Origin of the sequence: Phyllobacterium lublinensis (assembly GCF_020164435.1) — a bacterium.
Lineage (GTDB): Bacteria > Pseudomonadota > Alphaproteobacteria > Rhizobiales > Rhizobiaceae > Phyllobacterium > Phyllobacterium lublinensis.
The window spans coordinates 173,470-195,951 of record NZ_JAIUDQ010000003.1; the positions used below are offsets into that span (position 1 = coordinate 173,470).

The window sequence follows — 22,482 nt, forward strand, 5'->3', positions numbered from 1 at the left end:
GAATTCTCAGCGACCTTGAGGGAAAACCGTAAAAAGGCCATGGTTTGCCTGAGATTCGGACAAATATTTTCAGACTGGGAAAGTGAAGAGGGTTTTTGATATGCAGCGCAGTAAATTGCTTGGCTCCGTTATGGGCGCAACACTTGCTGCGTTTGTAGGCAGTCTTCCCGCTTCTGCAGCAACCGGCAATCCGCCGACATTGAATGCGGGCACTTTGTCCGGAGCGTTTCTGTCCGCCCGTACGGCGGAGCGCATCAATGATTTTGCCAGCGCCATCTCCTTTTACCGGCAGGCGCTTGCCTTTGACCCAAAAAATACCGAGCTGCGGCAAAGCCTGCTGCTGGTCCTCCTGACCGACGGCCAGTTCAAGCAGGCACTGCCGATCGCCGATGAGCTGAAGGCCGTCCCGGAGATCGAACGTTTCTCCCGTCTGGCGCTCGGCATCGATGCTCTGAACAGAAAGCAGTACCAGAAAGTCAACACGTTGATGATGCTGTCGCTCCAGTCGGACCTGGACCGCATGATCACCGGGTTGATTGCCGCCTGGGCCAAGGCCGGGGCCGGCAAGCCGAACGAAGCCCTGTCCATGATCGACAAGCTGCAGGGCCCCGAAGGCTTCAGCCTGTTCAAGACCTATAACTCCGCATTGATCGCAGACATGGCCGGGCAGAAGGACAAGGCAGCGGCTTTCTACCAGGCCGCGCTCGAGGACAAGGCCAATGTGGCCGCCGCTCCGGACACCTATGAACGCCTGGTCGAAGCCTATGCATCATTCAAGATGCGGTCGGGCGACAAGGCGGGCGCCGAAGCCCTGGTCAAGGAAGCCACGGAAGTGCTGTCTGGCCGCATGGTCCTTGTCGAATTTGGCGAGCAGCTGGCGACGGCGAAGACAGTCAAGCCATTGATACAGACGCCGCAACAGGGCGCAGCGGAAGTCCTGTATACGCTTGCCACCGCCATCAACCGCAATGGTGGCGAGGCGTTTTCCAAGCTCTATCTGCAGATGTCGTTGCCATTGCGTCCTGACCATGATGCAACGCTCTACCAGCTCGGCGATATCAGTGCGAAACTGGATCAGCCGGACAAGGCGATCGATTTCTTTGGCCGTATTTCCAATGATTCTGCCTACCGCCGCGACGCCGAAATGCAGCTTGCGATCAATCTCGCAATCCTCAAGCGCAATGACGAGGCAATCCAGCATCTCAATGGCCTGCTTGCCAGTGATCCCAGGGACATGCGTACCTATCTCGCAATCGGCAGCATTTACTCGCAGGACAAGGACTACAGGAAGGCAGCCGATACCTATGACAAGGCTGTCGCCCAGCTGGAGGCCCCGGTCCGCAACGACTGGACGATCTTCTATCAGCGCGGCATAGCCTACGAGCGGCTTAAGGAATGGGACAAGGCCGAGCCGAACTTCCTGAAGGCGCTCGAACTCTTTCCGAACCAGCCCCAGGTTCTCAACTATCTGGGCTATTCCTGGATCGACATGAACATCAAGCTTGAGCAGGGGCTTGATCTGATCAAGAGAGCTGTCGAGGTCAGGCCACAGGATGGGTATATCGTCGATTCTCTCGGCTGGGCCTATTACCGGCTCGGCCGCTACGATGAAGCCGTCACCCAGCTGGAGCAGGCGGTCAAGCTGCGCGCCGAGGACGCAACGATCAACGATCATCTGGGCGATGCCTATTGGCGCGCGGGACGCAAGCTTGAGGCCACATTCCAGTGGGCGCATGCCCGCGACGCCAAGCCAGAGCCTGAAGAACTGGCGAAGATCGAGAACAAGCTGAAGAACGGCCTTCCGGACGAAAAAGATGCGGGTGTTGCCAAGAACGGTGTCGACGAGCCGAAGCCTGTGGAACCGGCCCCCGCGCCGGCTCCCGACAAGAAGGGCTGAACGCTTCACCGCTTGACCGGCTTGAGTGCAAGTCTTAGGACGTGCACTCCATTCCTTCTCGTCAAAAAGGCCGTCCGGTGACTTCTTCCTTGACCGATCACATGCAGCCGACCCGTTCCTTCCAGGGTCTCATCCTGACGCTCCACAATTACTGGGCCGAGCAAGGCTGCGTGATCCTGCAGCCCTACGACATGGAAGTTGGCGCCGGTACATTCCATCCGGCCACGACGTTGCGTTCGTTGGGGCCGAAGCCTTGGAAAGCAGCCTATGTCCAGCCCTCGCGCCGCCCCAAGGATGGGCGCTACGGTGAAAACCCGAACCGGCTGCAGCATTATTACCAATACCAGGTGATCATGAAGCCATCGCCGGCCAACCTGCAGGAACTTTACCTTGGTTCGTTGCGGGCTATTGGCCTTGACCCGCTCGTCCATGACATCCGGTTTGTCGAGGACGACTGGGAAAGCCCGACACTCGGCGCATGGGGCCTTGGCTGGGAGTGCTGGTGCGACGGCATGGAAGTATCGCAGTTCACTTATTTCCAGCAGGTTTGCGGTATCGAGTGTGCGCCGGTTTCCGGCGAGCTCACCTATGGTCTGGAACGCCTCGCAATGTATGTGCAGGGTGTGGACAATGTCTACGACCTCAACTTCAACGGGCTTGAGGGCGATGAGAAGGTCACCTATGGCGATGTCTTCCTCCAGGCCGAGCAGGAATATTCCAGACATAATTTCGAGCACGCCAACACCGGCACGCTGCTGCGTCACTTCGAGGATGCGGAAGCAGAATGCGAGGCGCTGCTGAAGGCGGGCAGCCCGAGGGACGGCGGCAATAGCCCTTTGCACAAGATGGTGCTGCCGGCCTATGACCAGTGCATCAAGGCATCCCACGCCTTCAATCTGCTCGATGCGCGCGGTGTGATCTCGGTCACCGAGCGGCAGAGCTACATTTTGCGCGTACGCAACCTCGCCCGGCAGTGCGGCGAAGCCTTCCTTTTGACGGAAGCCGGTGGCGCTAATTTCAAAAGCGAGTCCGTATAATGCCTGATCTATTGCTCGAACTCCGCTCGGAAGAAATCCCCGCACGCATGCAGCGCAAGGCTGCGGGCGATCTGAAGAAGCTCGTGACCGACGGGCTGGTCGAGGCCGGCCTTACCTACGAGGCCGCGGGCGACTACTGGACGCCGCGCCGCCTCACGCTCGACATCCGGGGCGTCAATGCCCGTTCCAAGGACGTGCATGAGGATCGCAAGGGGCCGAGCGTGAATGCGCCCGAACAGGCCATAGCCGGGTTCTTGCGCTCCGCGGGCCTTGCGGACATTTCCGAAGCGCATGTCCATACGGACTCGAAGAAAGGTGATTTCTACGTTGCCCACCTTACGAGGCCTGGCCGTGCTGCCGAGGAAATCATCGCCGAATTGTTGCCAAGGATCATCCGTGAATTTCCCTGGCCGAAATCCATGCGCTGGGGCGCTGCTTCATCGAAGCCGGGCAGCCTGCGTTGGGTGCGCCCGCTGCAATCCATCCTCTGCACTTTCGGACCGGAAACCGAGGAGCCGGTTGTCGTCGATTTCGAGATCGATGGCCTGCGGGCAGGCAATGTCACCTACGGTCATCGCTTCCTGAGCGACGGCAAGCCGATTACCGTGCGCCGGTTTGACGACTATGTGGCAAAACTGGAAAAGGCCAAGGTGGTGCTTGATGCGGATCGCCGCAAGGAAATCATCCTTTCCGACGCCCATAATATTGCCTTTGCATCCGGGCTTGAACTGGTCGAGGACGACGGGCTCCTTGACGAAGTATCAGGCCTTGTCGAGTGGCCGGTGGTGCTGATGGGTGAGTTTGAGGAAGAATTCCTCGCCATTCCACCGGAGGTAATTCGCCTCACAATCAAGACCAACCAGAAATGCTTTGTAACCCGCAAGCAGGGCGATCCCGACAGGCTGTCGAACAAGTTCATCCTCGTCTCCAATATCGAGGCTACGGATGGCGGGCGCGAAATCGCCTATGGCAACGGCAAGGTCGTGCGGGCACGTCTCTCCGATGCGTTGTATTTCTGGAATACCGATCAGCATGACCTGCCGGACATGCACACGCTTGCCGCAGCGGCCATCAGGTTCGACCTCGATCTGAAGAAGCCGCTGGACCAGCGCATGGCGCGCCTCGATGCGCTGAACGTTACGTTCCACGCCAAGCTTGGGACGCAAGGTGAACGCGTTACCCGCATCAGGGCGCTAGCGCGCGAAATCGCACCGCTGGTCGGGGCCGATCCCGCATTGGCCATGCGCGCGGCGGTACTGGCCAAAGCGGACCTCACGACGGAAATCGTCGGGGAGTTTCCCGAATTGCAGGGCGGCATGGGGCGCAAATATGCTCTGCTGCAAAACGAGCATCCCTCCGTTGCCGCTGCCATCGAAGAGCATTACAAGCCCCAGGGTCCATCCGATTTCGTGCCAAGCGATCCGGTGTCGGTCGCAGTTGCGCTTGCCGACAAGCTCGATACGCTCGTCGGTTTCTGGGCCATTGATGAGAAGCCGACCGGCTCGAAGGATCCGTTCGCCCTGCGCCGCGCGGCCCTTGGAGTCATTCGTTTGCTGCTTTCCAGCGACTGGAAATTCGAACTGTTGCCCGTGTTCCTGGCGGCGTTTGCCCAGTTGCGCGAAGACAGTATCGAGCAGAGCGTCGAACATTTCGAAAAAACGCAGGCAGCACAGCAGACCGGCGACGTGGATGGTGAGGAAGACGTCATCAACGCCATTTCGGGCTTCGAAAAGCGTGTGCGCAGCCAGGTCTCCGAGCGGGCCCGGCCAACCCTTCTTGATCTTCTCGGCTTCTTCCACGAGCGCTTGAAGGTGCATCTGCGCGACCTCGGCGCGCGTCACGATCTCATCGATGCCGTCCTGACCGAGGACGCCGACAATCTCCTGTTGATTGCCCGCCGAGTCGAAGCCTTGATTGTGTTTCTCAACACGGAAGACGGGAAGAACCTTCTCGCCGGCACCAAGCGCGCGGCGAATATCCTGAGCGCCGAAGAGAAGAAGGGCACGGTCATATCCGATCGTGTCGATCCGGCCCTGTTCAATCTCGACGAGGAAAAGCTGCTGCATGCTGCGGTGAATCAGGCTGAGAGCCAGGCTGCGCAAGCGATTCAAAAGGAAGACTTTTCCGGTGCCATGATCGCACTTAGCGCTCTGCGCGAACCGGTTGATTCATTTTTTGAGAAAGTGCTGGTTAACGACGAGAATCCTGATATCCGCGCCAATCGTCTGGCACTTCTTTCGCGAATCCGGACGGCAACAAACACCGTCGCGGACTTCTCGAAAATCGTTGGATAACAAAAGGCTAGGCGCGAAACCTCGCGCCGGTTTCCTACATGCCGGCGCGTAGCGGCGTCTCGGTGACGCTGGTAATCGACTTTTCGGGCACGGCCTCACCGGCAGGAACGAGGGGTGCGGCATTGGCGGCGATCATCGACGTGGGACCTGCGGGAGCCCCATTGCCTTGCAGTCGCGCCATGTATTGGCGGGAGCGCTCACGCCGCTCCGCATAGGCCTTGAGGCGGGCGGCCTCTTCGGCGCGTTTGGCCAGGCAAGGTGTGCAGATTGGATTGCCGTTCGCGTCGAAACTGTCATAGCCAATATAGGAGACGGAGTTTGGCTTGGCGGCTGCGCCCATGACCCTGATAGACTCGCCCGCTTGGGCGGACACGGCCAGTAGCGTCATGGCGGTTGCGGCAATCATCTGGCGAAGCATGGCAGGTCGTCCCCTGTTCGTTTTGTTGAGAAACTCCTAGCAGCGATTCATTGCCAACCCTTATTCAGGATCGCTCCAATTTTAATCATGACCTCATTCGGTGTGTTCATCAGCCGGTACTTGCGGCAGGTCATCGCCTTCGTGTAGGCAATGCCGACGATCGGAGATTTCCTTGGCCCGGATCATAGGCACAGATGAGCAGGCAATCCGAACGGCAGCCGATGCGCTTGCCGCGGGGATGCTTGTCGCCATCCCAACGGAAACCGTTTATGGGCTGGCCGCCGATGCCACTAATGGCAATGCGGTTGCAGGCATCTTCGAGGCCAAGGGCAGGCCGCATTTCAACCCATTGATCTGCCATGTTTCCGATATCGCCATGGCCGAACGCTATGCCGTGGTCGATCCGCTGTCGCGGCGATTGATGAATGCGTTCTGGCCGGGACCCCTGACGGTTGTGCTTCCTTTGCGTCCAGACACGGACATTCACCCACTGGTTGCGGCCGGGCTCGATACGATCGCCCTGCGCATGCCGCGCGGCGTTGCGGCGCGGATCATCGCCGCCCTCGACCGGCCACTGGCTGCTCCAAGCGCCAATACGTCCGGCAGGATCAGCGGAACGAGCGCGACTGCCGTCGAGGATGATCTGGGTGGAAGGATCGCGCTGATCCTTGATGCCGGCCCGTCGGAGGTTGGGCTGGAATCGACGATCGTCAAGGTAGACGGCAATACCGTTCAGCTGCTTCGTCCAGGCGGACTTGCCGCGGAGGACATTGAAGCCGTCATCGCCGGGACATTGAAACGCATCGACCAGCGCTCTGCCATCGAAGCACCGGGCATGTTGGCCTCGCATTACGCTCCGTTGGCAGGTGTGCGGCTCAATGTGCACGAGGTGCGGGCAGGGGAGGCATTGCTCGCCTTCGGTCCGCAGCGTGTGAGCGGCGCCAAGGCGGCAGCAGCAAGCCTCAATCTCAGCGAAACCGGCGATCTGCGTGAAGCCGCCGCCAATCTCTTTGACTATATGAAACGCCTCGATGCTTCAGGCAGTGCCGTGATCGCCGTTGAACCCATCCCCTTCAACGGACTTGGCGAGGCCATCAACGATCGTCTGGTCCGAGCGGCTGCGCCTCGGACCTCCTCTATGACTGTGGAACAGATAAAATGAGCCTGACACCCGACCTCGTTGAGCGTTTCGTTGCAATTGTCGGAGAGAAGAACGCGCTTCGCGATGCGCACGATATCGAGCCCTATCTGATCGAACCGCGGGAAAAATTCGGTGGCAGCACTTCGCTTGTGCTGCGTCCTTCGGCAGTCGAGGAAGTCTCGGCGATCCTCAAACTCGCCACCCAAACCGGAACGGCCATCGTTCCCCAGGGCGGCAATACCGGCCTCGTCGGAGGACAGATGCCCGATGACAGCGGTAGCCAGGTCATCCTGTCACTATCAAGGCTGAACCGTATCCGTTCAGTCGATCCATCCGGCAATCTGGCCATCGTGGAAGCAGGTGTCGTCCTGAAAACCCTGCAGGAAGCGGCCGAGCAGGCAGGCAGGCTGTTTCCCCTGTCGCTCGGTTCGGAAGGGTCCTGCCAGATTGGCGGCAACCTTTCCTCCAATGCAGGCGGCACCGCAGTCCTGGCTTATGGGAATACACGGGAGCTTTGTCTTGGTGTCGAAGTTGTCCTGCCGACGGGCGAGATACTCAATGATCTGCGCTATGTGAAGAAGGACAATACCGGGTACGACCTGAAAGACCTGTTTGTCGGAGCCGAGGGCACGCTCGGCGTGATCACGGCCGCGGTGATGAAGCTCTATCCCCTGCCGAAAGGCAAGGGCGTTGCCTATGCCGGTCTCGCCAGCCCGGAAGATGCGCTGAATCTGCTCGGCATCGCCCAGAGTCATGCGGGCCCTTCGCTGACAGGCTTCGAGCTGATGCCGCGGATCGGTGTGGAGTTTTCCGTTGCCCACACGGACGGCGTGCGCGATCCCCTGGAGGCACCGCACAATTGGTACGTGCTCATCGACATTTCTTCGTCGCGATCTGCCGAAGACGCTCGTGAGACCATCGAGGCAATTCTGGTGGAGGCCTATGAGGCCGGTCTTGTCGCGGATGCCGCGATTGCCGACAGCACCGCTCAGGAGAAATCGTTCTGGCATATGCGCGAAGCGATGTCGCACGCGCAACGCCCGGAAGGCGGCTCGATCAAGCACGATATTTCTGTACCCGTCGCAAGAATTCCCGAGTTCATCGCCGAAGCCGATGTGGCGGTGCTCGAACTTATTCCCGGCGCGCGCATTGTTTGCTTCGGCCACATGGGCGACGGCAACCTTCACTATAATATTTCCCAGCCGGTCGGCGCGGACAAGGAAGCGTTTCTTGCGCGCTGGGTTGAGGTCAACAAACGGGTCCATGACATTGTCCGCACATACAATGGTTCGATTTCTGCCGAACATGGCATCGGCCAGTTGAAGCGCAAGGAAATGTCGGAAACGAAATCGCCGGTGGCGCTCGACCTTATGCGCCGGATCAAGAAATCCTTCGATCCTGCTGGCATCATGAATCCCGGAAAAGTGATCTAGAGCCCTTTGCCCACCTCTCTGTCACAACCGTTCTCCGCCATCGCCCTCCTCACCGTCATCCTCGGGTTAAACCCGAGGACTGACGATGACGGAGAAGGGTGCGCATCTCAGTCAAAAGCTCTGAATTCGCAAACCTTTCATTCATTCACCTTACCAAATTCTTCGACCCGGTTGGGTTTCGATAACCATTCCATCTGATCAGAAACAGTTAACCCAGTTCGTTAAGCGGGATTGGGAAAGTTGGCGCTTATTGTTTCCCCATACGAGACCAGAAACATGGTCCGCTCTACAGGGAAATACAAAGAGAAGACCGGAAAACCGGCTCTCAGGATCGACAGAAGGCGTCACATGAGCAAAACCGGAGCAAAGCCGGTTTGGGCAGGCCGGGAGTTCCGGCTTGACCCATTCCATCTACCCCAGACGGTCACCTATGCCACGCGCGATGACCGTGGCGACATCATCTTCACATTGCACGAGCGAGGTGCAGTGGTGAAGCGCTTGCTGCCTGCAAGTCACCTCCCGGTCTCCCTGGCCTTGCCGGCCTGCGCCTTCCTTGGCGTGACGGCCCGTGCCGTGGAAGACGATCTCGGCGACATTACAGTGACGCTCGAACTCATGCACACCGACCCCCACCTGTCGGTGCCGCTGCTCGTCGCCCACGATCTCAACGATATCGCCGCCGACTGGCGTGCCTGGTCGACGCTGTTCAAGCTCCCCATGATGCTGGTCGAAGAGGACGGTGTTGCGAGGCAGCTCGAGCAAAGCATCGGCCCGGTAACCGTGTCGACGCCAAAGGAACGCCGTCAGGGCAGGGAATCGCGCCGCCGCCGTCCGCGCTTTCTCGCCCGCCGCAAGATGGGCAATCTTGGCCTGCGGCTTGTCATCGGGGGCGAAGAGATAATCGCCCAGGGCGTGAATTAGGTTTGAGCGATTGTGCGTGGGTGCAGGACCTTCAAATGCTGGAGGACGAACCTTGGCCATCAATGCCGTCATCCTCGGTCCTCGGGTTAAACCCGAGGATCCACAATGCTTGCCGCGAAAATATTCAGTGAAACTTATCCACGCCCTTCAAACCTCGCTTATGCTCATTGCCGTCCTTCCCGTGGGAACTGCTTCCGGAGCCGTTCGAAGTGGGAGAAGGGCCGGCGCCTCCGATGGCGGGTGACGCACCCGCTGTCCGGGGAAGTTGCGTCCAAGGGTTCCCCTGCCGGTACTAAGACCGGCGCGTGCTGGACGAGCACTTTAAGGGGCGGTGGCAGTGATGGTTATCCGCACGGGATAACCGCATCCGCCGAAGCCCCCCAAGCGGAACGGACGCGATCAAAAGTCGCCGGACGGGCGGTCTTCGGATCGCACCATCACTGCCCTCTAGACGCGCTTCGACGACCGCCCGTCTTCCCAACCATTCAATGGCCAGACGCGAAAGCGGGCGTGGCAAGGGTCAAACACACCCGGTTCTTTGACAGGCCAGCAGTGACTAAAAGAATGGTTTGATCACCGTCCAGAGCCCCCCAAAGACCAGGCCGAGGAAAATCAGCCAGCCGACGGCTGTATTGGATTTGAACAGCCGCAGGCACTCTGCCGGATTGTCGATGTCGAGTGTCATGATCTGGCGATACATGTGCGCGCCCGCAGCGAGCAGCCCGGCAACAGCTGGCATGGGAACTTCGGCAACGGCAAATGCGCCGAGGAACAGTGCAAGCGCTCCGCCATAGAGAACCATCAAAGCTTCGCGCGTGCGGTTGCCGAACAGTCTGGCGGTCGAATGCACACCCACCAGTGCGTCGTCCTCCTTGTCCTGGTGGGCGTAGATCGTGTCGTAGCCGATTACCCACAGGATGGATCCCGCATAAAGCAACACCGCCGGCAATGAAAGTGAGCCGAAATGCGCTGACCAGCCAACCAGCGCGCCCCAGGAGAAAGCAAGACCCAGGACAAGCTGAGGCCAGTTGGTAATGCGCTTCATGAACGGGTAGATGGCGACAATCAGCAATGAGCCGATTGCTAGGAGAATGGTGAAGAGATTGAACTGAACGACCACCGCCAGCCCGACAAGCGCCTGCAGGACGAGGAAAATCTTGGCCTGTTTGCGCGTTACCTGGCCGGAAGGGAGCGGCCGTGAGCGCGTCCGTGCGACCTTGTTGTCAATGTCTTCGTCGGCGAGATCATTATAGGTGCAACCTGCACCCCGCATCGCGATGGCACCGATCAGGAAAAGGGCGAGGTGGTAGGGCGACGGCAAGACCGACCAGAGCGGGTCGCCGACCTTCGCCCCGGCGGTTGCGGCAAGTGCCGTTGCCCACCAGCACGGCCACAGCAAGAGCCACCAGCCGATCGGCCGGTCCCAACGCGCCAGCTGTGCATAGGGCCACAGCCAGTTTGGCAAGGCGCGGTAGACCCAGTGTCCCGATGGAGCATCGAAAACACGGCCACGCGCTTCCGTCGACTGGATGATGTCTTTTTCTGTCGTCATGGTTTGACCTTGGCCAGCGGCCAACTTCCCAGTCAAGCACTATACGCTGTTTTCAGGGCAAATTTTCGAATGTCCGCTTGACCCTTGCGCTTCAAGGCCATACCGACACGGCAAATCTTCTTAACGCGGAGCAATCTCCATGAATGTCTTGCTGATAGGTTCAGGCGGCCGTGAACACGCGCTGGCATGGAAAATCGCAGCTTCGCCGGCACTGACCAAGCTTTACTGCGCACCCGGCAATCCGGGAATTGCTACCGTCGCTGAATGCGTTGCACTGGATCCGGCAAATCACGAAGAGATCGTCGCCTTCTGCCAGTCGAAGGCCATCGACTTTGTTGTCGTTGGTCCGGAGGCCCCGCTCGTCGCCGGAATTGCCGATGACCTGCGGACAGCAGGAATTGCGGTATTCGGTCCCTCCAGGGCCGCGGCAAGGCTGGAGGGCTCGAAGGGCTTCACCAAGGATCTTTGCGCCCGTTTCAATATCCCGACCGGCGCCTACAAGCGCTTTGACAATGCGGCAGCAGCCAAGTCCTATGTGCATGAGCAGGGTGTACCGATCGTCGTGAAGGCCGATGGACTGGCGGCAGGCAAGGGCGTTGTCGTCGCGTTTCAGCTTCAGGAGGCACTCGATGCCGTCGACGAGTGCTTTGACGGCGCATTCGGCGGTGCAGGGGCAGAGGTGGTTGTTGAAGAGTTCCTCGATGGCGAGGAGGCCAGCTTTTTCTGCCTGTGCGACGGCAAGACGGCATTGCCCTTCGGCACCGCCCAGGATCACAAACGCGTCGGCGATGGCGATACCGGAGTCAACACCGGAGGCATGGGCGCTTATTCTCCTGCGCCGGTGATGACTCAGGACATCGTCGACCGGACGATGCGCGAGCTGATCGAGCCGACCATCCGCGGCATGGCGGAAATCGGCTCACCTTTCAGCGGTGTCCTGTTCGCTGGCCTCATGATCACGAAGGATGGTCCCAAGCTCATCGAATACAATACCCGCTTCGGTGATCCGGAGACGCAGGTGTTGATGTTGCGCCTCAAGGACGATGTCCTGCTGCTGCTCAAGGCCGCGGCCGATGGTGTGCTGGACCAGATGTCGGTGCGGTGGCACAACGATCCCGCCCTCACCGTGGTGATGGCTGCAAGGGGATACCCCGCATCACCGGAAAAGGGCAGCGTCATCAGGGGTGTTGGAGAAGCCGCCACCGATGCCGTCGAAATATTCCATGCCGGAACGGCCGAGAAGAATGGCGAACTCATTGCCAATGGCGGGCGGGTCTTGAACGTCACCGCGACCGGCAGGACGGTCCAGGAAGCGCAGGACGCGGCCTATGCCGCCATCGCAAGGATCGATTGGCCTGAAGGCTTCTACCGGCATGATATTGGCTGGCGGGCGATCGCCCGTGAAAAAGGCACTGCCCTATAGGAATGGCGTCAGGGCGGGGTAACGGATGTGATCGGCCGCCTCCAGCGAGACACCGGCTTTCCGAAGACATGCGGGCGATGGGCCGAACGCCACATGGGTGTTCATATGATCGATCTGTCGGGCTATCGATTTGCTCAAGGCGTCTGACAAGGCGCCAACGGTCATCGTCCTGACCTGTAGCCGACCACTGGTCGGCGGCAGGAATACCGATGCCGTCAAGGTCGCGTCGACAGGTGGCCTTTCCGCAGCAGGTTGGGGATCCGCAGACGCAACCAGCAGATCCTGTTGAATCGCAGGTCTGCTGCCTGGCTTTGGAAGATCGGCCGGGGGTATGGCCTCGACAAGCTGGCCGAATGGCCATGTCCGCCTGAGTTCCGATACCGTCATATCGGCGACGTTCACATCAATGTCGCGGTTCGTCCCGGGCGGCCGATAAGGACAGCGCTGCTTGTCGCAATTGCTTTGGGACGTGAATTGCCAAAGCGCATAATCCCGCCAATTGCCCTTCGGAAAATGCGGTGCGATGTCCGGTTCGTACCGTGCATACCAAAGTGGCAGGCGTGACAGGATCGGAAATTCCAGCCGGTGGTCAGCGATATACTGGGCCGTGATGCCATTGGTGTAGAGCACCGGGTAACGTCCCGCACGGAACTTGATGTGTTCGGCGAATATCTCCGCGTCGCGGAGGGACATGAACTTTCCCGGATTATTGTCTTCGATGTCGATGGCGATCAGCTCATCGGCGGTCGGCTCTGTGTAGTCGATGAAATGGTTCGCCTGCTCGATCGGATTGCCTGGCCGCGCAAGATGATAGGCGCCCCATTTCAGGCCGAGTGCTTTGGCGAGGGCACGGCGGGTCTGGTAGAGCTCACGGGATACCGAGTAATTGCGCCAGATCCGCTTGCACAATTCCTGCTGCATCGCCTCCCTGATACGGGTGCAGTGGTAATTCGCAGGCATGCCATCGGAGCCCTTGTGGATGAAGGCCGCAATTCTCTGATCCTTGACGATTTCGCCAAGATTAAAGGAATTGTGCTCATAGCCGTCGAGCACGATCGCACGTTGCTTGTTGGACCAGGGCGTCCGGAACTCTGACTCCGCATGAGACGGGCCGCCAAAAAACAGGGCAGCCACAATCATAGCAAAGGCACGTAACCGGCTCGTCAAATGGGATGCCCCCTCAAACCTCGCCATCGGTCTCCAGACCCACATTACTGGATGATGGTCGCTGCATCGGGGTTAATATACCGTTAGTCACCGATAAATGCGCTTGTTTTCGTGCGCGGGGCGAATATCTTACGTTTACGTAAAAATACACTTGCCTTGAAACCCCGGTCAGTTGCAAGGTGCCGCCCGCAACAAGCATCACTGCATGAGGAGACTGTGATCCATGTACCGCGCGCCTGTCGAGGAAATTGCCCACACATTAAACAAGGTCGCCGGCCTGGAAGATGCCATCGGACAGGGCCGGCTTGGCGATCTGTCGAGCGATCTCGTCGATGCCATCCTGGAAGAAGCCGGAAAGTTTGCCTCGACCCGCGTCGCCCCCCTGCTGCAGATCGGTGATGAGCATGGCACGCCGCTCAACGGCGCAGATGTCACGATGCCGCCCGGCTGGAAGGACGTCTATCAGGAATGGATTTCCGGAGGCTGGAACGCCTTGACCGGCAGGGAGGAACATGGCGGACAAGGTCTGCCGATGATGCTGGCGATTGCGACCTTCGAGATGTGGAATTCCGGTTCAATGGCATTCGGCATCGGGCCGACGTTGACCCTCGGCGCCATAGAGGCGCTGGAGGCGCATGCCACCGACACGCTGAAGCAGACCTATTTGCCGAAACTCGTGTCAGGCGAGTGGATGGGCACGATGAACCTTACCGAACCGCAGGCGGGTTCGGACGTCGGGTCACTGCGGACGAAGGCAGAGCGTACCGATGACGGCACATACCGCATCTTCGGCAGCAAGATCTTCATCACCTATGGCGAGCATGACCTGACCGAAAACATCATCCATCTGGTCCTGGCACGGCTGCCAGATGCTCCGGCAGGTACCAAAGGCATATCGCTGTTTCTGGTTCCGAAGTTCCTTGTGAATGAGGATGGAACGCTGGGCGCGCGCAACGATGTGTTCTGCGGCGGTATCGAACACAAGATGGGCATCCATGGCTCTCCGACATGCACCATGATCTATGGCGATGGATTTGAAGGCCGCACACCAGGCGCGGTCGGCTGGCTTGTGGGTGAGGAAAACCGGGGCCTGGCTTGCATGTTCACCATGATGAACAATGCCCGTCTCGCCGTGGGCATCCAGGGCGTGGCGGTCGCCGAGGCAGCCTATCAGAAGGCCTTGGCCTATGCGCAGGAGCGCCGCCAGATGCGCGCGCCCGGCTGGACCGGCGAGGGTATGAGCCCGATCATCGAACACCCGGATGTGCAGCGTAACCTTCTGACGATGAAGGGACTTACGGCTGCGGCTCGCTCCATCGCCTATGCCTGCGCGCATGCGATCGACATGTCCAGGTCCGGAACGGGGGATGATGCCCGCCATTGGATTGACCGCGCCAATCTTCTGACCCCTGTCGCAAAGGCGTTTTCGACGGATGTCGGGGTCGATGTGGCGTCGATTGGCATTCAAGTGCATGGCGGTATGGGTTTCATTGAAGAAACGGGTGCGGCCCAGTTCCTTCGCGATGCACGAATTGCGCCCATTTATGAAGGAACCAACGGAATCCAGGCCATCGATCTCGTCCAGCGCAAGCTTCCACTAGGCGGAGGGGAGCACATCAAAGGCTATATCGGCGAGTTGCGCTCTCAAGCCGAGAAAGTCGCCGCATCGAATAATCCAGATTTTGGTGAAACGGGCAAGCGCCTGCTGGCGGGGCTGGATGATCTGGAGGCGGCGAGCCTGTGGCTGCAGCAGGCGCTCGCAAAAGGCGACGTCAGCGCGGCGTTTGCCGGAGCAACGCCCTATCTGCGGCTTTTCGGTCTCGTGGCTGGCGCGACTTATCTTGCAAAGGGCGCTTTGGCGGGTGACGACTCCGGTCGAATTGCCCTGGCGCGGTTCTTTGCCGAAAACCTCCTGTCTGAAACCATTACTCTCAAAGACCGCATCGTTCACGGCGCCGTCAGTTTGCTCGGTGCGCGTTCGGCTCTCGCATAAGGAAAGTCCATGTCAGATCATATCCAAATCGAGCGCAATGGCGCTGTCCAGATTATACGCATGAACCGTCCAGACAAGAAGAACGCTCTGACCCGTGCAATGTACGCAACGATGACGAGGGCGATCGTCGATGGTGACGCAGATGCCTCTGTCCGGGCGCACGTATTCTTCGGCGTCCCAGGGGCGTTTTCGTCGGGCAATGATCTGCAGGACTTCATGGCTTTCGCAACGACCGGCAACATGGGCAGTGAAGTCTTCGATTTTCTCATTGCCCTTGCCGGCGCAAGGAAGCCGCTTCTGGCAGGCGTCGATGGCCTCGCCATTGGGATTGGAACCACGATCCATTTCCATTGCGATCTGACGTTCGCCACGCCGCAATCCTATTTCAGGACGCCTTTTGTCGATCTTGGACTGGTACCAGAGGCTGGATCCAGCTTGCTGGGTCCCGGACTGATGGGGCATCAGAACGCCTTTGCCTTCCTTGCCATGGGCGAAGGATTGCATGCGGTTCAAGCCAAGGAGGCGGGACTGGTATACAGGCTGGTCGATACGGAGGAACTGGAGAGCACCGTATTGAGCGTTGCAAGTGAAATTGCAGCAAAGCCGCCCGAAGCCATGCAGATCTCGCGCGATCTGCTACGCATGCCAAGGGAGTCCGTTGTCGAGCGGATCACGTTGGAGGCCAAACATTTCGCGGAGCGTCTCCAATCGGAAGAGGCACGTGGCGCTTTGATGGCCTTTCTCACGCGCAAAAAGGCCTGACAGCTATCAGGGATAAAGCCTCGTCTTTCCCCAATCTCCTTCGATCGTTTCGCGGCTGAAAACCACCCGGTCGTGCAGCCGGAATGGCCGGTCATGCCAAAATTCGATCGACGTCGGACGGATTCGGAACCCCGACCAATGGTCAGGTCGCGGGATTTCGCCGATGGCGTAACGCGCCGTGTATTCGGCTACGGCTTTCTCGAGCGCAAACCGGCTTTCAAGCGGACGGGATTGTTTTGACGCCCATGCGCCGATGCGGCTTCCGCGAGGGCGCGTCGCATAATAGGCATCAGCCTCTTCGTTGCTGACAATCTCGACGGGACCGCGGATACGGACTTGACGGCGAAGCGACTTCCAGTGAAAGCACATCGCGGCCTTCATGCTGCCCAGGATTTCCTGTCCCTTCATGCTTTCGAAATTGGTATAAAAAACAAAACCTTGGCTGTCGAATCCCTTGAGTAGTACCATGCGAACATCCGGCAAGCCGTCACTGTCCACCGTTGCCAGAGCAACAGCATTGGGATCATTTGGCTCGGTCTTGGTCGCATCCGCCAACCATTCGCCGAAGAGATCGAACGGCTCGGTTTTCTCTGTGAAGTCATCGGTTGTTAACTTCATTTAATTCATAGTCCCATAGTCATTTCGGATTGACCTTGTTAAAGAGAGGTATGTGTTTGGCGTTTCTACGATCTGATAGCAAGAAATTCAGTGCAACAAAACAGCATTGGCACCGGCCTTCCCAAGGCCTTGCCATGGGCTTGGCCCTATGCCTGTTTTCCGGTTGTGCCATGAAGGATTTCGGGATCGAGAAAGCAGTTCCAGATCAGGCAACGGTGACGGGGTCGGTTGCCCCGGCGCAGCCCGTCGACAGCAAGGGTTCGTCGGATCAGACAACAGTGCGCAACATCGTCTCGGCTCTCAACTTCACGCAATGGGGCAGCCAGCCCGTGCCGTGGTCGAACCCAGAGACCGGCAGTCAGGGCACAATAACGGCGATTGCGGAGAAGAAGGACGAATCGGGTCTTTGCCGGGAATTCCAGACTTCGCGCGAATCATTCGATGGAGTGATGCTTTATAAAGGCGAAACTTGCATGCAGAATGGCGGGCAATGGACGTTGAAATCTTTCGCACCTATGTAAGCGGTGATAGGGCGGACTACCATCTAACGCTTTTTTTGCTTCAAATCTCTGGAATTTCTTCCTATTCATGAACATATAGCTGCGGAATCCCAAGGCATCTCGCGTTAGCGAGGAAAGGCAGACACATGCGCGATCCCTATAGCGTACTGGGCGTCGCCAAAACGGCGAAGCCTGAAGAAATTAAATCGGCGTTTCGCAAACTCGCCAAAAAATATCATCCTGACCAGAATCAGGATGATCCGAAGGCGCAGGCCAAATTCTCCGAGATCAACCAAGCCTATGAGATCGTTGGCGACAAGGAACGTCGCGGTCAATTCGATCGCGGAGAGATTGACGCCGAAGGCAAGCAGCGGGTACCCCACGGCTTTGAAGGTTTTTCCGGCGGCGGTGGCGACCCCTTTGCCGGTTTCGGCGGAGCGCGTCAGCGAGCCGGAGGTTTTGAGTTCCGGAGCGGAACAGGTGGCAATGCCGGCTTCGGGGCGGAAGATATTCTGAGCAGCCTGTTTGGCGAAACGGCCGGCATGGGCGGTTTTGGTGGAGGCGGACGACGCACAGGAGGTCCGCGCAAGGGCACTGATTTGCAGGCAACAATCGACATTTCGCTCGAGCAGGCAGCCGGAGCCGAAAAGGTGGAGGCGGTGTTCCCCAACGGAAAGCGGCTGGCGATCAAGCTGCCGGCGCAGGTCGAGAATGGGCAGACGATTCGGTTGAAGGGGCAGGGAGAAGCCATTCCTGGCGGCACTGCGGGTGACGCGTTGGTCACCGTGCGGTTCAAACAGCATCCCAAGTTCCGGGTCGAGGGCAGGGATCTCCACATCGATCTTCCCGTGCCGTTGCGTGATGCAGTGCTTGGATCGCGGCAAGAGGTCGAGACCCTGAATGGACGTGTTGCTGTCAAGGTCGCACCGTGGACCAGTTCCGATCGCGTTTTGCGGTTGAAAGGCAAGGGGTTGCCGAAGAAGCCCGATGGTCATGGCGATCTGTTCGCACATGTACGCATCATGCTGCCGGAAAATGGTGATCCAGCACTTGAAGCGTTTTTACGCGACACCAGTCACTGAAAATCCCAAGTGAGTTTGACAGTGTGCTTGAAGCCCGGCGCGGGCTGTGCGATACCGCACTTCAATCACAAGTCTCATGAAGGGTTGGTATATGACCGCCAAAACTGGTTTGATGCAGGGTAAACGCGGCCTCATTATGGGTGTCGCCAACAATCGGTCGATTGCCTGGGGTATTGCCAAAGCCGCTCACGATGCCGGTGCCGAACTTGCATTTACCTATCAGGGCGATGCGCTGAAGAAGCGCGTCGAACCGCTTGCGCAGGAACTCGGTGCATTTTTGTGCGGGCATTGCGACGTTTCGGATGCATCGACGATCGATGCCTGCTTCGCGGCGCTCGAAAAGGAGTGGGGCAAGATTGATTTCGTCGTTCATGCGATCGGTTTCTCCGACAAGGATGAACTAACCGGGCGTTACGTCGACACCTCGGAAGCCAATTTTACGAAGACGATGCTGATTTCCGTCTATTCACTCACAGCAGTTGCCAAGCGCGCGGAAAAGCTGATGACGGACGGCGGCTCCATCTTGACACTAACCTACTACGGTGCCGAGAAGGTGATGCCGAACTACAACGTCATGGGTGTTGCCAAGGCGGCACTTGAGGCGAGCGTCAAGTATCTTGCGGTTGATCTTGGTCCGGACAATATTCGCGTCAACGCGATCTCTGCCGGCCCGATCAAGACCCTGGCCGCATCGGGAATCGGCGATTTCCGTTATATTCTCAAGTGGAACGAGTACAACGCCCCGCTGCGACGTACTGTAACCATCGAAGAAGTTGGCGACGCAGGGCTCTATTTCCTCTCGGATCTTTCTCGCTCTGTAACCGGCGAGATACATCATGCCGATAGTGGTTATCACGTCGTCGGTATGAAGGCCGTGGACGCTCCGGACATCTCAGTCGTCAAGGATTAGGGCAGGACCCATTTTATGATCGAAATGGCGCCTGAAACGGCACGCACGTGATTCTGCATGACACATTGATATATTTCTCGCGCCACGGCGAGACCGACTGGAATGCGACCGAACGGATCCAGGGCCAGGCGGAGGTCGATATCAATGCGCGGGGTCGGGCCCAGGCCGATCGCAATGGCGATCTGATGAAATCATTGATTGGCGATGGTGCAGGGTTCGAGTTCATCGCCAGCCCGATGCGACGCACCCGCGAGACGATGGAGCGCATCAGGACCCGCATGGGCGTCGATCCTAAAGCGTACCGCACGGATCCAAGATTGATGGAAGTCAATTTCGGCGATTGGCAAGGCTTCATGCTCGAGGATATTGCGGCCAGGACACCCGAGCTCGTAGGGGCGAGGGCGCGTGACAAATGGAACTTCGTACCGCCGGGCCCTACCGGCGAAAGCTATGCCATGCTTGGCGTTCGAGTGGCGAACTGGCTGTCAGAGATCAAGAGCCCTACAGTTTGCGTCACGCATGGCGGTTGCCTGCGGACGATCTTCCAGCTCGTGCATGGGATGGACGGGCATGCGGCAGCCAACCTTGCCATTACCCAAGACCACATTCTGCGACTTGAGCATGGCCACCTTACCTGGCTTTAGCGGATAAACCGGCCCGCCGTTATTCCTGCGTTTCCTCGATATCGGTGATGAAGCGTTCCTTGTTGACGACATCGAACATCAAAGTGACCTTCATGCCTTCTTCGATAACGCTCAAATCGAACTCACCCGGCAATTTATAGACCTTGCCGTCATCCAGTGTGATCGTGGAATTATCCGCATCGATCTTGGTGATTTTGCCTTGCGCATCGTCCGCAAGTGCACCGACCGGGAAAAGGGAAGCGACGAACATGAATGTTGCTACGATGAAGCGCATTTGATTTCCTCTTTATATCAAATCGGTGTGCCGGTCAGGGCTGCAGTTAGAACGCGCATTTGTGGCAAAACAATTGCTTTTTTTGTCAGGGATGAAGGAAATTCAGCGACGCGTTTGACCACAGGAGTAAACGCTCATAAAACCCCCTGATAAATCGTCGGGTAGGCTCATGTCGCATAATACGTTTGGTCATCTTTTCCGTGTCACCACCTGGGGCGAAAGCCATGGTATTGCGCTTGGATGCGTGGTGGATGGATGTCCTCCCGGAATCTCGTTCACCGAAGCGGAAATTCAGGCCTACCTAGACAAGCGCAAACCGGGTCAGTCGAAATATACGACGCAACGGCGCGAGCCCGACCAGGTGCGCGTTCTGTCCGGGGTAATGCTCCAGGATGACGGCATTACGATGGTTTCGACGGGAACGCCCATCTCGATGATGATCGAAAATACCGACCAGCGGTCGAAGGATTACGGCGATATTGCCCGCCAGTATCGCCCCGGCCACGCCGACTACACCTATGATGTCAAATACGGCATTCGTGACTATCGCGGTGGAGGGCGCTCTTCGGCGCGGGAAACTGCTGCCCGCGTCGCCGCCGGTGTCATCGCACGCAAGATAGTGCCCGGACTTGTCGTTCGGGGCGCGCTCGTGGAAATGGGTGTTCACTCGATTGATCGCAGCCGATGGGATTGGGACGAGGTCAACAACAATCCGTTCTTCACTCCGGATGCCGGTTCGGTCGAAACGTTTGCTGGCTACCTGGATGGCATCCGCAAGGCGGGTTCATCGATCGGAGCGGTGATCGAAGTTGTTGCGGAGAACGTCCCCGCCGGGCTTGGTGCACCGGTATATGGCAAGCTCGATCAAGACATTGCCAGCTACCTCATGTCCATCAATGCGGTGAAGGGCGTCGAGATCGGCGACGGTTTTGATTCGGCACGGCTCACCGGCGAGGAAAACGCGGACGAAATGCGCATGGGCAATGATGGGAAACCGATTTTCCTGTCGAACCACGCTGGTGGTATCCTCGGCGGAATATCGAGCGGCGCGCCGGTGGTAGCACGGTTTGCCGTCAAGCCAACCTCATCCATCCTGACGCCCCGGCGCAGCATCGATGCGGACGGTAACCAGGTCGATGTCATGACCAAGGGCAGGCACGATCCTTGCGTGGGTATTCGGGCTGTCCCCATCGGCGAGGCGATGGTGGCATGTGCCATTGCCGATCATTATCTCAGGCATCGCGGCCAGACAGGCCGCATTTAAAGGGCTTTAATTATGGCTTATAATCAGAAACGGGTTGTTGATGCCCTGCGTGCCTTCGAGCGTGGCGAGATCGTCGTAGTCATGGATGATGACGGACGCGAAAACGAGGGCGACCTGATCGTCGCCGCGGTGCACTGCACGCCGGAAAAAATGGCTTTCATCGTACGCCACACGTCTGGCATCGTATGTACGCCGATGCCCCGCGATCACGCCCGCCGCCTCAATCTCGCGCCCATGGTAGCTGACAACGACGCGCCACATTCCACCGCATTCACCGTTACCGTCGATTACAAGCACGGTACAACGACCGGCATTTCCGCCGACGACCGTACGCTTACGGTTCGCAACCTCGCCAATCCCAACGCAGGTTCGTCTGATTTCGTGCGGCCAGGACATATATTCCCGCTTGTGGCTCGCGAGGGCGGCGTCTTGATGCGATCGGGCCATACGGAGGCGGCCGTCGATCTCTGCAAGCTGGCCGGTCTTCCGCCCGTCGGTGTGATCTGCGAACTGGTCAATGATGACGGCTCAGTCATGCGAGGCCCGCAGGTCGCCAGTTTTGCCGAAACGCACAAGCTGCATCAGGTCACAGTTGCTGATCTGATCGCTTACCGCCAGCGCAAGGAAACATTGATCGAGCGCATCGGAGAATATGCGATTGATACCTGTGCCGGTAACGCCAAGGCGATCACCTATGCTTTGCCTTGGGAGCCAATGCACCACATTGCGATCGTTTATGGCGATATCCGCGATGGCGAGGATGTCCCGGTGCGTCTGCAGCGCGAGGATGTGCTGAGTGATGTTTTCGGAGCGCGCAACCCGCTCGACAGCATCATGAAGCGTCTCGCCGAGGAAAAGCGCGGCGTGATCGTCTATCTGCGCGAGGGGTCTGTCGGTGTCGGCCGCGACGACGACCGCAATCGCACGAACCTGCAGGATCGCGAAGCCCATGCAGAAGCGCGTGTACGAGAGGAAGAGTGGCGGCAGATTGGCCTCGGTGCACAGATTCTGAAAGATCTCGGTATTACCTCGATCAGACTTTTGTCGTCGCGCGAGCGGCACTATGTCGGCCTCGAAGGTTTCGGCATTCAGATTACGAGGACCGACATAATCTAGTCGTTGCTGCTAGCAATTGGTCGCCGGGGGTATCAT

General features: G+C 58.5%; 20 protein-coding genes. 15 read left to right on the forward strand and 5 right to left on the reverse strand.

The features are described 5' to 3' along the window. Positions 1 to 100 precede the first annotated feature (100 nt). From K9U38_RS05520 to glyS, 3 genes are all read left to right on the forward strand, one after another. Entirely contained in the window at positions 101 to 1,897 is a 1,797-nt protein-coding gene (locus K9U38_RS05520; RefSeq protein WP_224493340.1) for a tetratricopeptide repeat protein, read from the forward strand. A 101-nt stretch (positions 1,898 to 1,998) separates the two neighbouring features. Continuing rightward, positions 1,999 to 2,934 carry a glycine--tRNA ligase subunit alpha gene (locus K9U38_RS05525; protein WP_224493509.1) on the forward strand — a complete coding sequence of 312 codons (936 nt, stop codon included), beginning with the start codon at positions 1,999 to 2,001 and terminating at the stop codon, positions 2,932 to 2,934. Then, positions 2,934 to 5,228: a glycine--tRNA ligase subunit beta gene (glyS, locus tag K9U38_RS05530; RefSeq protein ID WP_224493341.1), complete on the forward strand. Its 2,295-nt coding sequence runs from the start codon at positions 2,934 to 2,936 to the stop codon at positions 5,226 to 5,228. Before K9U38_RS05525 ends, glyS begins: the two co-directional genes overlap by 1 nt. A 34-nt stretch (positions 5,229 to 5,262) precedes the next feature. Here the strand turns inward: glyS and K9U38_RS05535 are convergent, their stop codons facing one another. Next, entirely contained in the window at positions 5,263 to 5,646 is a 384-nt protein-coding gene (locus K9U38_RS05535) for a hypothetical protein (protein WP_224493342.1), read from the reverse strand. Positions 5,647 to 5,818: 172 nt separating this feature from the next. Between K9U38_RS05535 and K9U38_RS05540 the strand changes: the two genes are divergently transcribed. The 3 genes from K9U38_RS05540 to K9U38_RS05550 all read left to right on the forward strand — a co-directional run bounded on the left by K9U38_RS05540 (position 5,819) and on the right by K9U38_RS05550 (position 9,141). Continuing rightward, positions 5,819 to 6,808: an L-threonylcarbamoyladenylate synthase gene (locus tag K9U38_RS05540; RefSeq protein ID WP_224493343.1), complete on the forward strand. Its 990-nt coding sequence runs from the start codon at positions 5,819 to 5,821 to the stop codon at positions 6,806 to 6,808. Then, entirely contained in the window at positions 6,805 to 8,220 is a 1,416-nt protein-coding gene (locus K9U38_RS05545) for an FAD-binding oxidoreductase (protein ID WP_224493344.1), read from the forward strand. The genes K9U38_RS05540 and K9U38_RS05545 overlap by 4 nt, the downstream gene beginning before the upstream one ends. A gap of 348 nt (positions 8,221 to 8,568) precedes the next feature. Next, positions 8,569 to 9,141 (forward strand): DUF6101 family protein, encoded by a 573-nt coding sequence (locus K9U38_RS05550; RefSeq protein WP_224493345.1) that lies wholly within the window; start codon positions 8,569 to 8,571, stop codon positions 9,139 to 9,141. A 556-nt stretch (positions 9,142 to 9,697) separates the two neighbouring features. Here K9U38_RS05550 and ubiA read toward each other — a convergent pair. Continuing rightward, positions 9,698 to 10,693 carry a 4-hydroxybenzoate octaprenyltransferase gene (ubiA, locus tag K9U38_RS05555; protein ID WP_224493346.1) on the reverse strand — a complete coding sequence of 332 codons (996 nt, stop codon included), beginning with the start codon at positions 10,691 to 10,693 and terminating at the stop codon, positions 9,698 to 9,700. 139 nt (positions 10,694 to 10,832) lie between these two features. Between ubiA and purD the strand changes: the two genes are divergently transcribed. Beyond that, on the forward strand, positions 10,833 to 12,116 hold the full coding sequence (gene purD, locus K9U38_RS05560) for a phosphoribosylamine--glycine ligase (protein ID WP_224493347.1): 1,284 nt from the start codon (positions 10,833 to 10,835) through the stop codon (positions 12,114 to 12,116). On the opposite strand, the gene K9U38_RS05565 is transcribed toward purD, so the two are convergent. Then, entirely contained in the window at positions 12,111 to 13,256 is a 1,146-nt protein-coding gene (locus tag K9U38_RS05565) for a glycoside hydrolase family 25 protein (protein WP_370631841.1), read from the reverse strand. The genes purD and K9U38_RS05565 overlap by 6 nt on opposite strands. A gap of 250 nt (positions 13,257 to 13,506) precedes the next feature. Here K9U38_RS05565 and K9U38_RS05570 point away from each other — a divergent pair, with 250 nt between their 5' ends. Then, the gene (locus K9U38_RS05570; protein ID WP_224493349.1) at positions 13,507 to 15,276 is read left to right on the forward strand and encodes an acyl-CoA dehydrogenase family protein; all 1,770 of its coding nucleotides are present in this window, start codon (positions 13,507 to 13,509) and stop codon (positions 15,274 to 15,276) included. A 9-nt stretch (positions 15,277 to 15,285) separates the two neighbouring features. Then, the gene (locus K9U38_RS05575; protein WP_224493350.1) at positions 15,286 to 16,038 is read left to right on the forward strand and encodes a crotonase/enoyl-CoA hydratase family protein; all 753 of its coding nucleotides are present in this window, start codon (positions 15,286 to 15,288) and stop codon (positions 16,036 to 16,038) included. A gap of 6 nt (positions 16,039 to 16,044) precedes the next feature. On the opposite strand, the gene pdxH is transcribed toward K9U38_RS05575, so the two are convergent. After that, positions 16,045 to 16,656 (reverse strand): pyridoxamine 5'-phosphate oxidase, encoded by a 612-nt coding sequence (gene pdxH, locus K9U38_RS05580; RefSeq protein WP_224493351.1) that lies wholly within the window; start codon positions 16,654 to 16,656, stop codon positions 16,045 to 16,047. A gap of 134 nt (positions 16,657 to 16,790) precedes the next feature. Here pdxH and K9U38_RS05585 point away from each other — a divergent pair, with 134 nt between their 5' ends. The 4 genes from K9U38_RS05585 (at position 16,791) to K9U38_RS05600 (ending at position 19,792) form a co-directional block, all read left to right on the forward strand. Continuing rightward, the gene (locus K9U38_RS05585) at positions 16,791 to 17,177 is read left to right on the forward strand and encodes an RT0821/Lpp0805 family surface protein (RefSeq protein WP_224493352.1); all 387 of its coding nucleotides are present in this window, start codon (positions 16,791 to 16,793) and stop codon (positions 17,175 to 17,177) included. A gap of 125 nt (positions 17,178 to 17,302) precedes the next feature. Further along, positions 17,303 to 18,238 (forward strand): DnaJ C-terminal domain-containing protein, encoded by a 936-nt coding sequence (locus K9U38_RS05590; protein ID WP_224493353.1) that lies wholly within the window; start codon positions 17,303 to 17,305, stop codon positions 18,236 to 18,238. Between the two features lie 91 nt (positions 18,239 to 18,329). Then, positions 18,330 to 19,148, forward strand: a complete 819-nt coding sequence (fabI, locus tag K9U38_RS05595; protein WP_224493354.1) for an enoyl-ACP reductase FabI — start codon at positions 18,330 to 18,332, stop codon at positions 19,146 to 19,148. A gap of 53 nt (positions 19,149 to 19,201) precedes the next feature. Continuing rightward, positions 19,202 to 19,792 carry a histidine phosphatase family protein gene (locus tag K9U38_RS05600; protein ID WP_224493510.1) on the forward strand — a complete coding sequence of 197 codons (591 nt, stop codon included), beginning with the start codon at positions 19,202 to 19,204 and terminating at the stop codon, positions 19,790 to 19,792. A 19-nt stretch (positions 19,793 to 19,811) separates the two neighbouring features. On the opposite strand, the gene K9U38_RS05605 is transcribed toward K9U38_RS05600, so the two are convergent. Further along, positions 19,812 to 20,066, reverse strand: coding sequence for a DUF1344 domain-containing protein (locus K9U38_RS05605; RefSeq protein WP_224493355.1), 255 nt, complete (start codon positions 20,064 to 20,066; stop codon positions 19,812 to 19,814). Between the two features lie 169 nt (positions 20,067 to 20,235). Here K9U38_RS05605 and aroC point away from each other — a divergent pair, with 169 nt between their 5' ends. Next, positions 20,236 to 21,330: a chorismate synthase gene (aroC, locus tag K9U38_RS05610; protein WP_224493356.1), complete on the forward strand. Its 1,095-nt coding sequence runs from the start codon at positions 20,236 to 20,238 to the stop codon at positions 21,328 to 21,330. A 12-nt stretch (positions 21,331 to 21,342) separates the two neighbouring features. Next, complete coding sequence (gene ribB / locus K9U38_RS05615) at positions 21,343 to 22,446, forward strand: 3,4-dihydroxy-2-butanone-4-phosphate synthase (RefSeq protein WP_224493357.1); 1,104 nt, start codon at positions 21,343 to 21,345, stop codon at positions 22,444 to 22,446. Positions 22,447 to 22,482 lie beyond the last annotated feature (36 nt).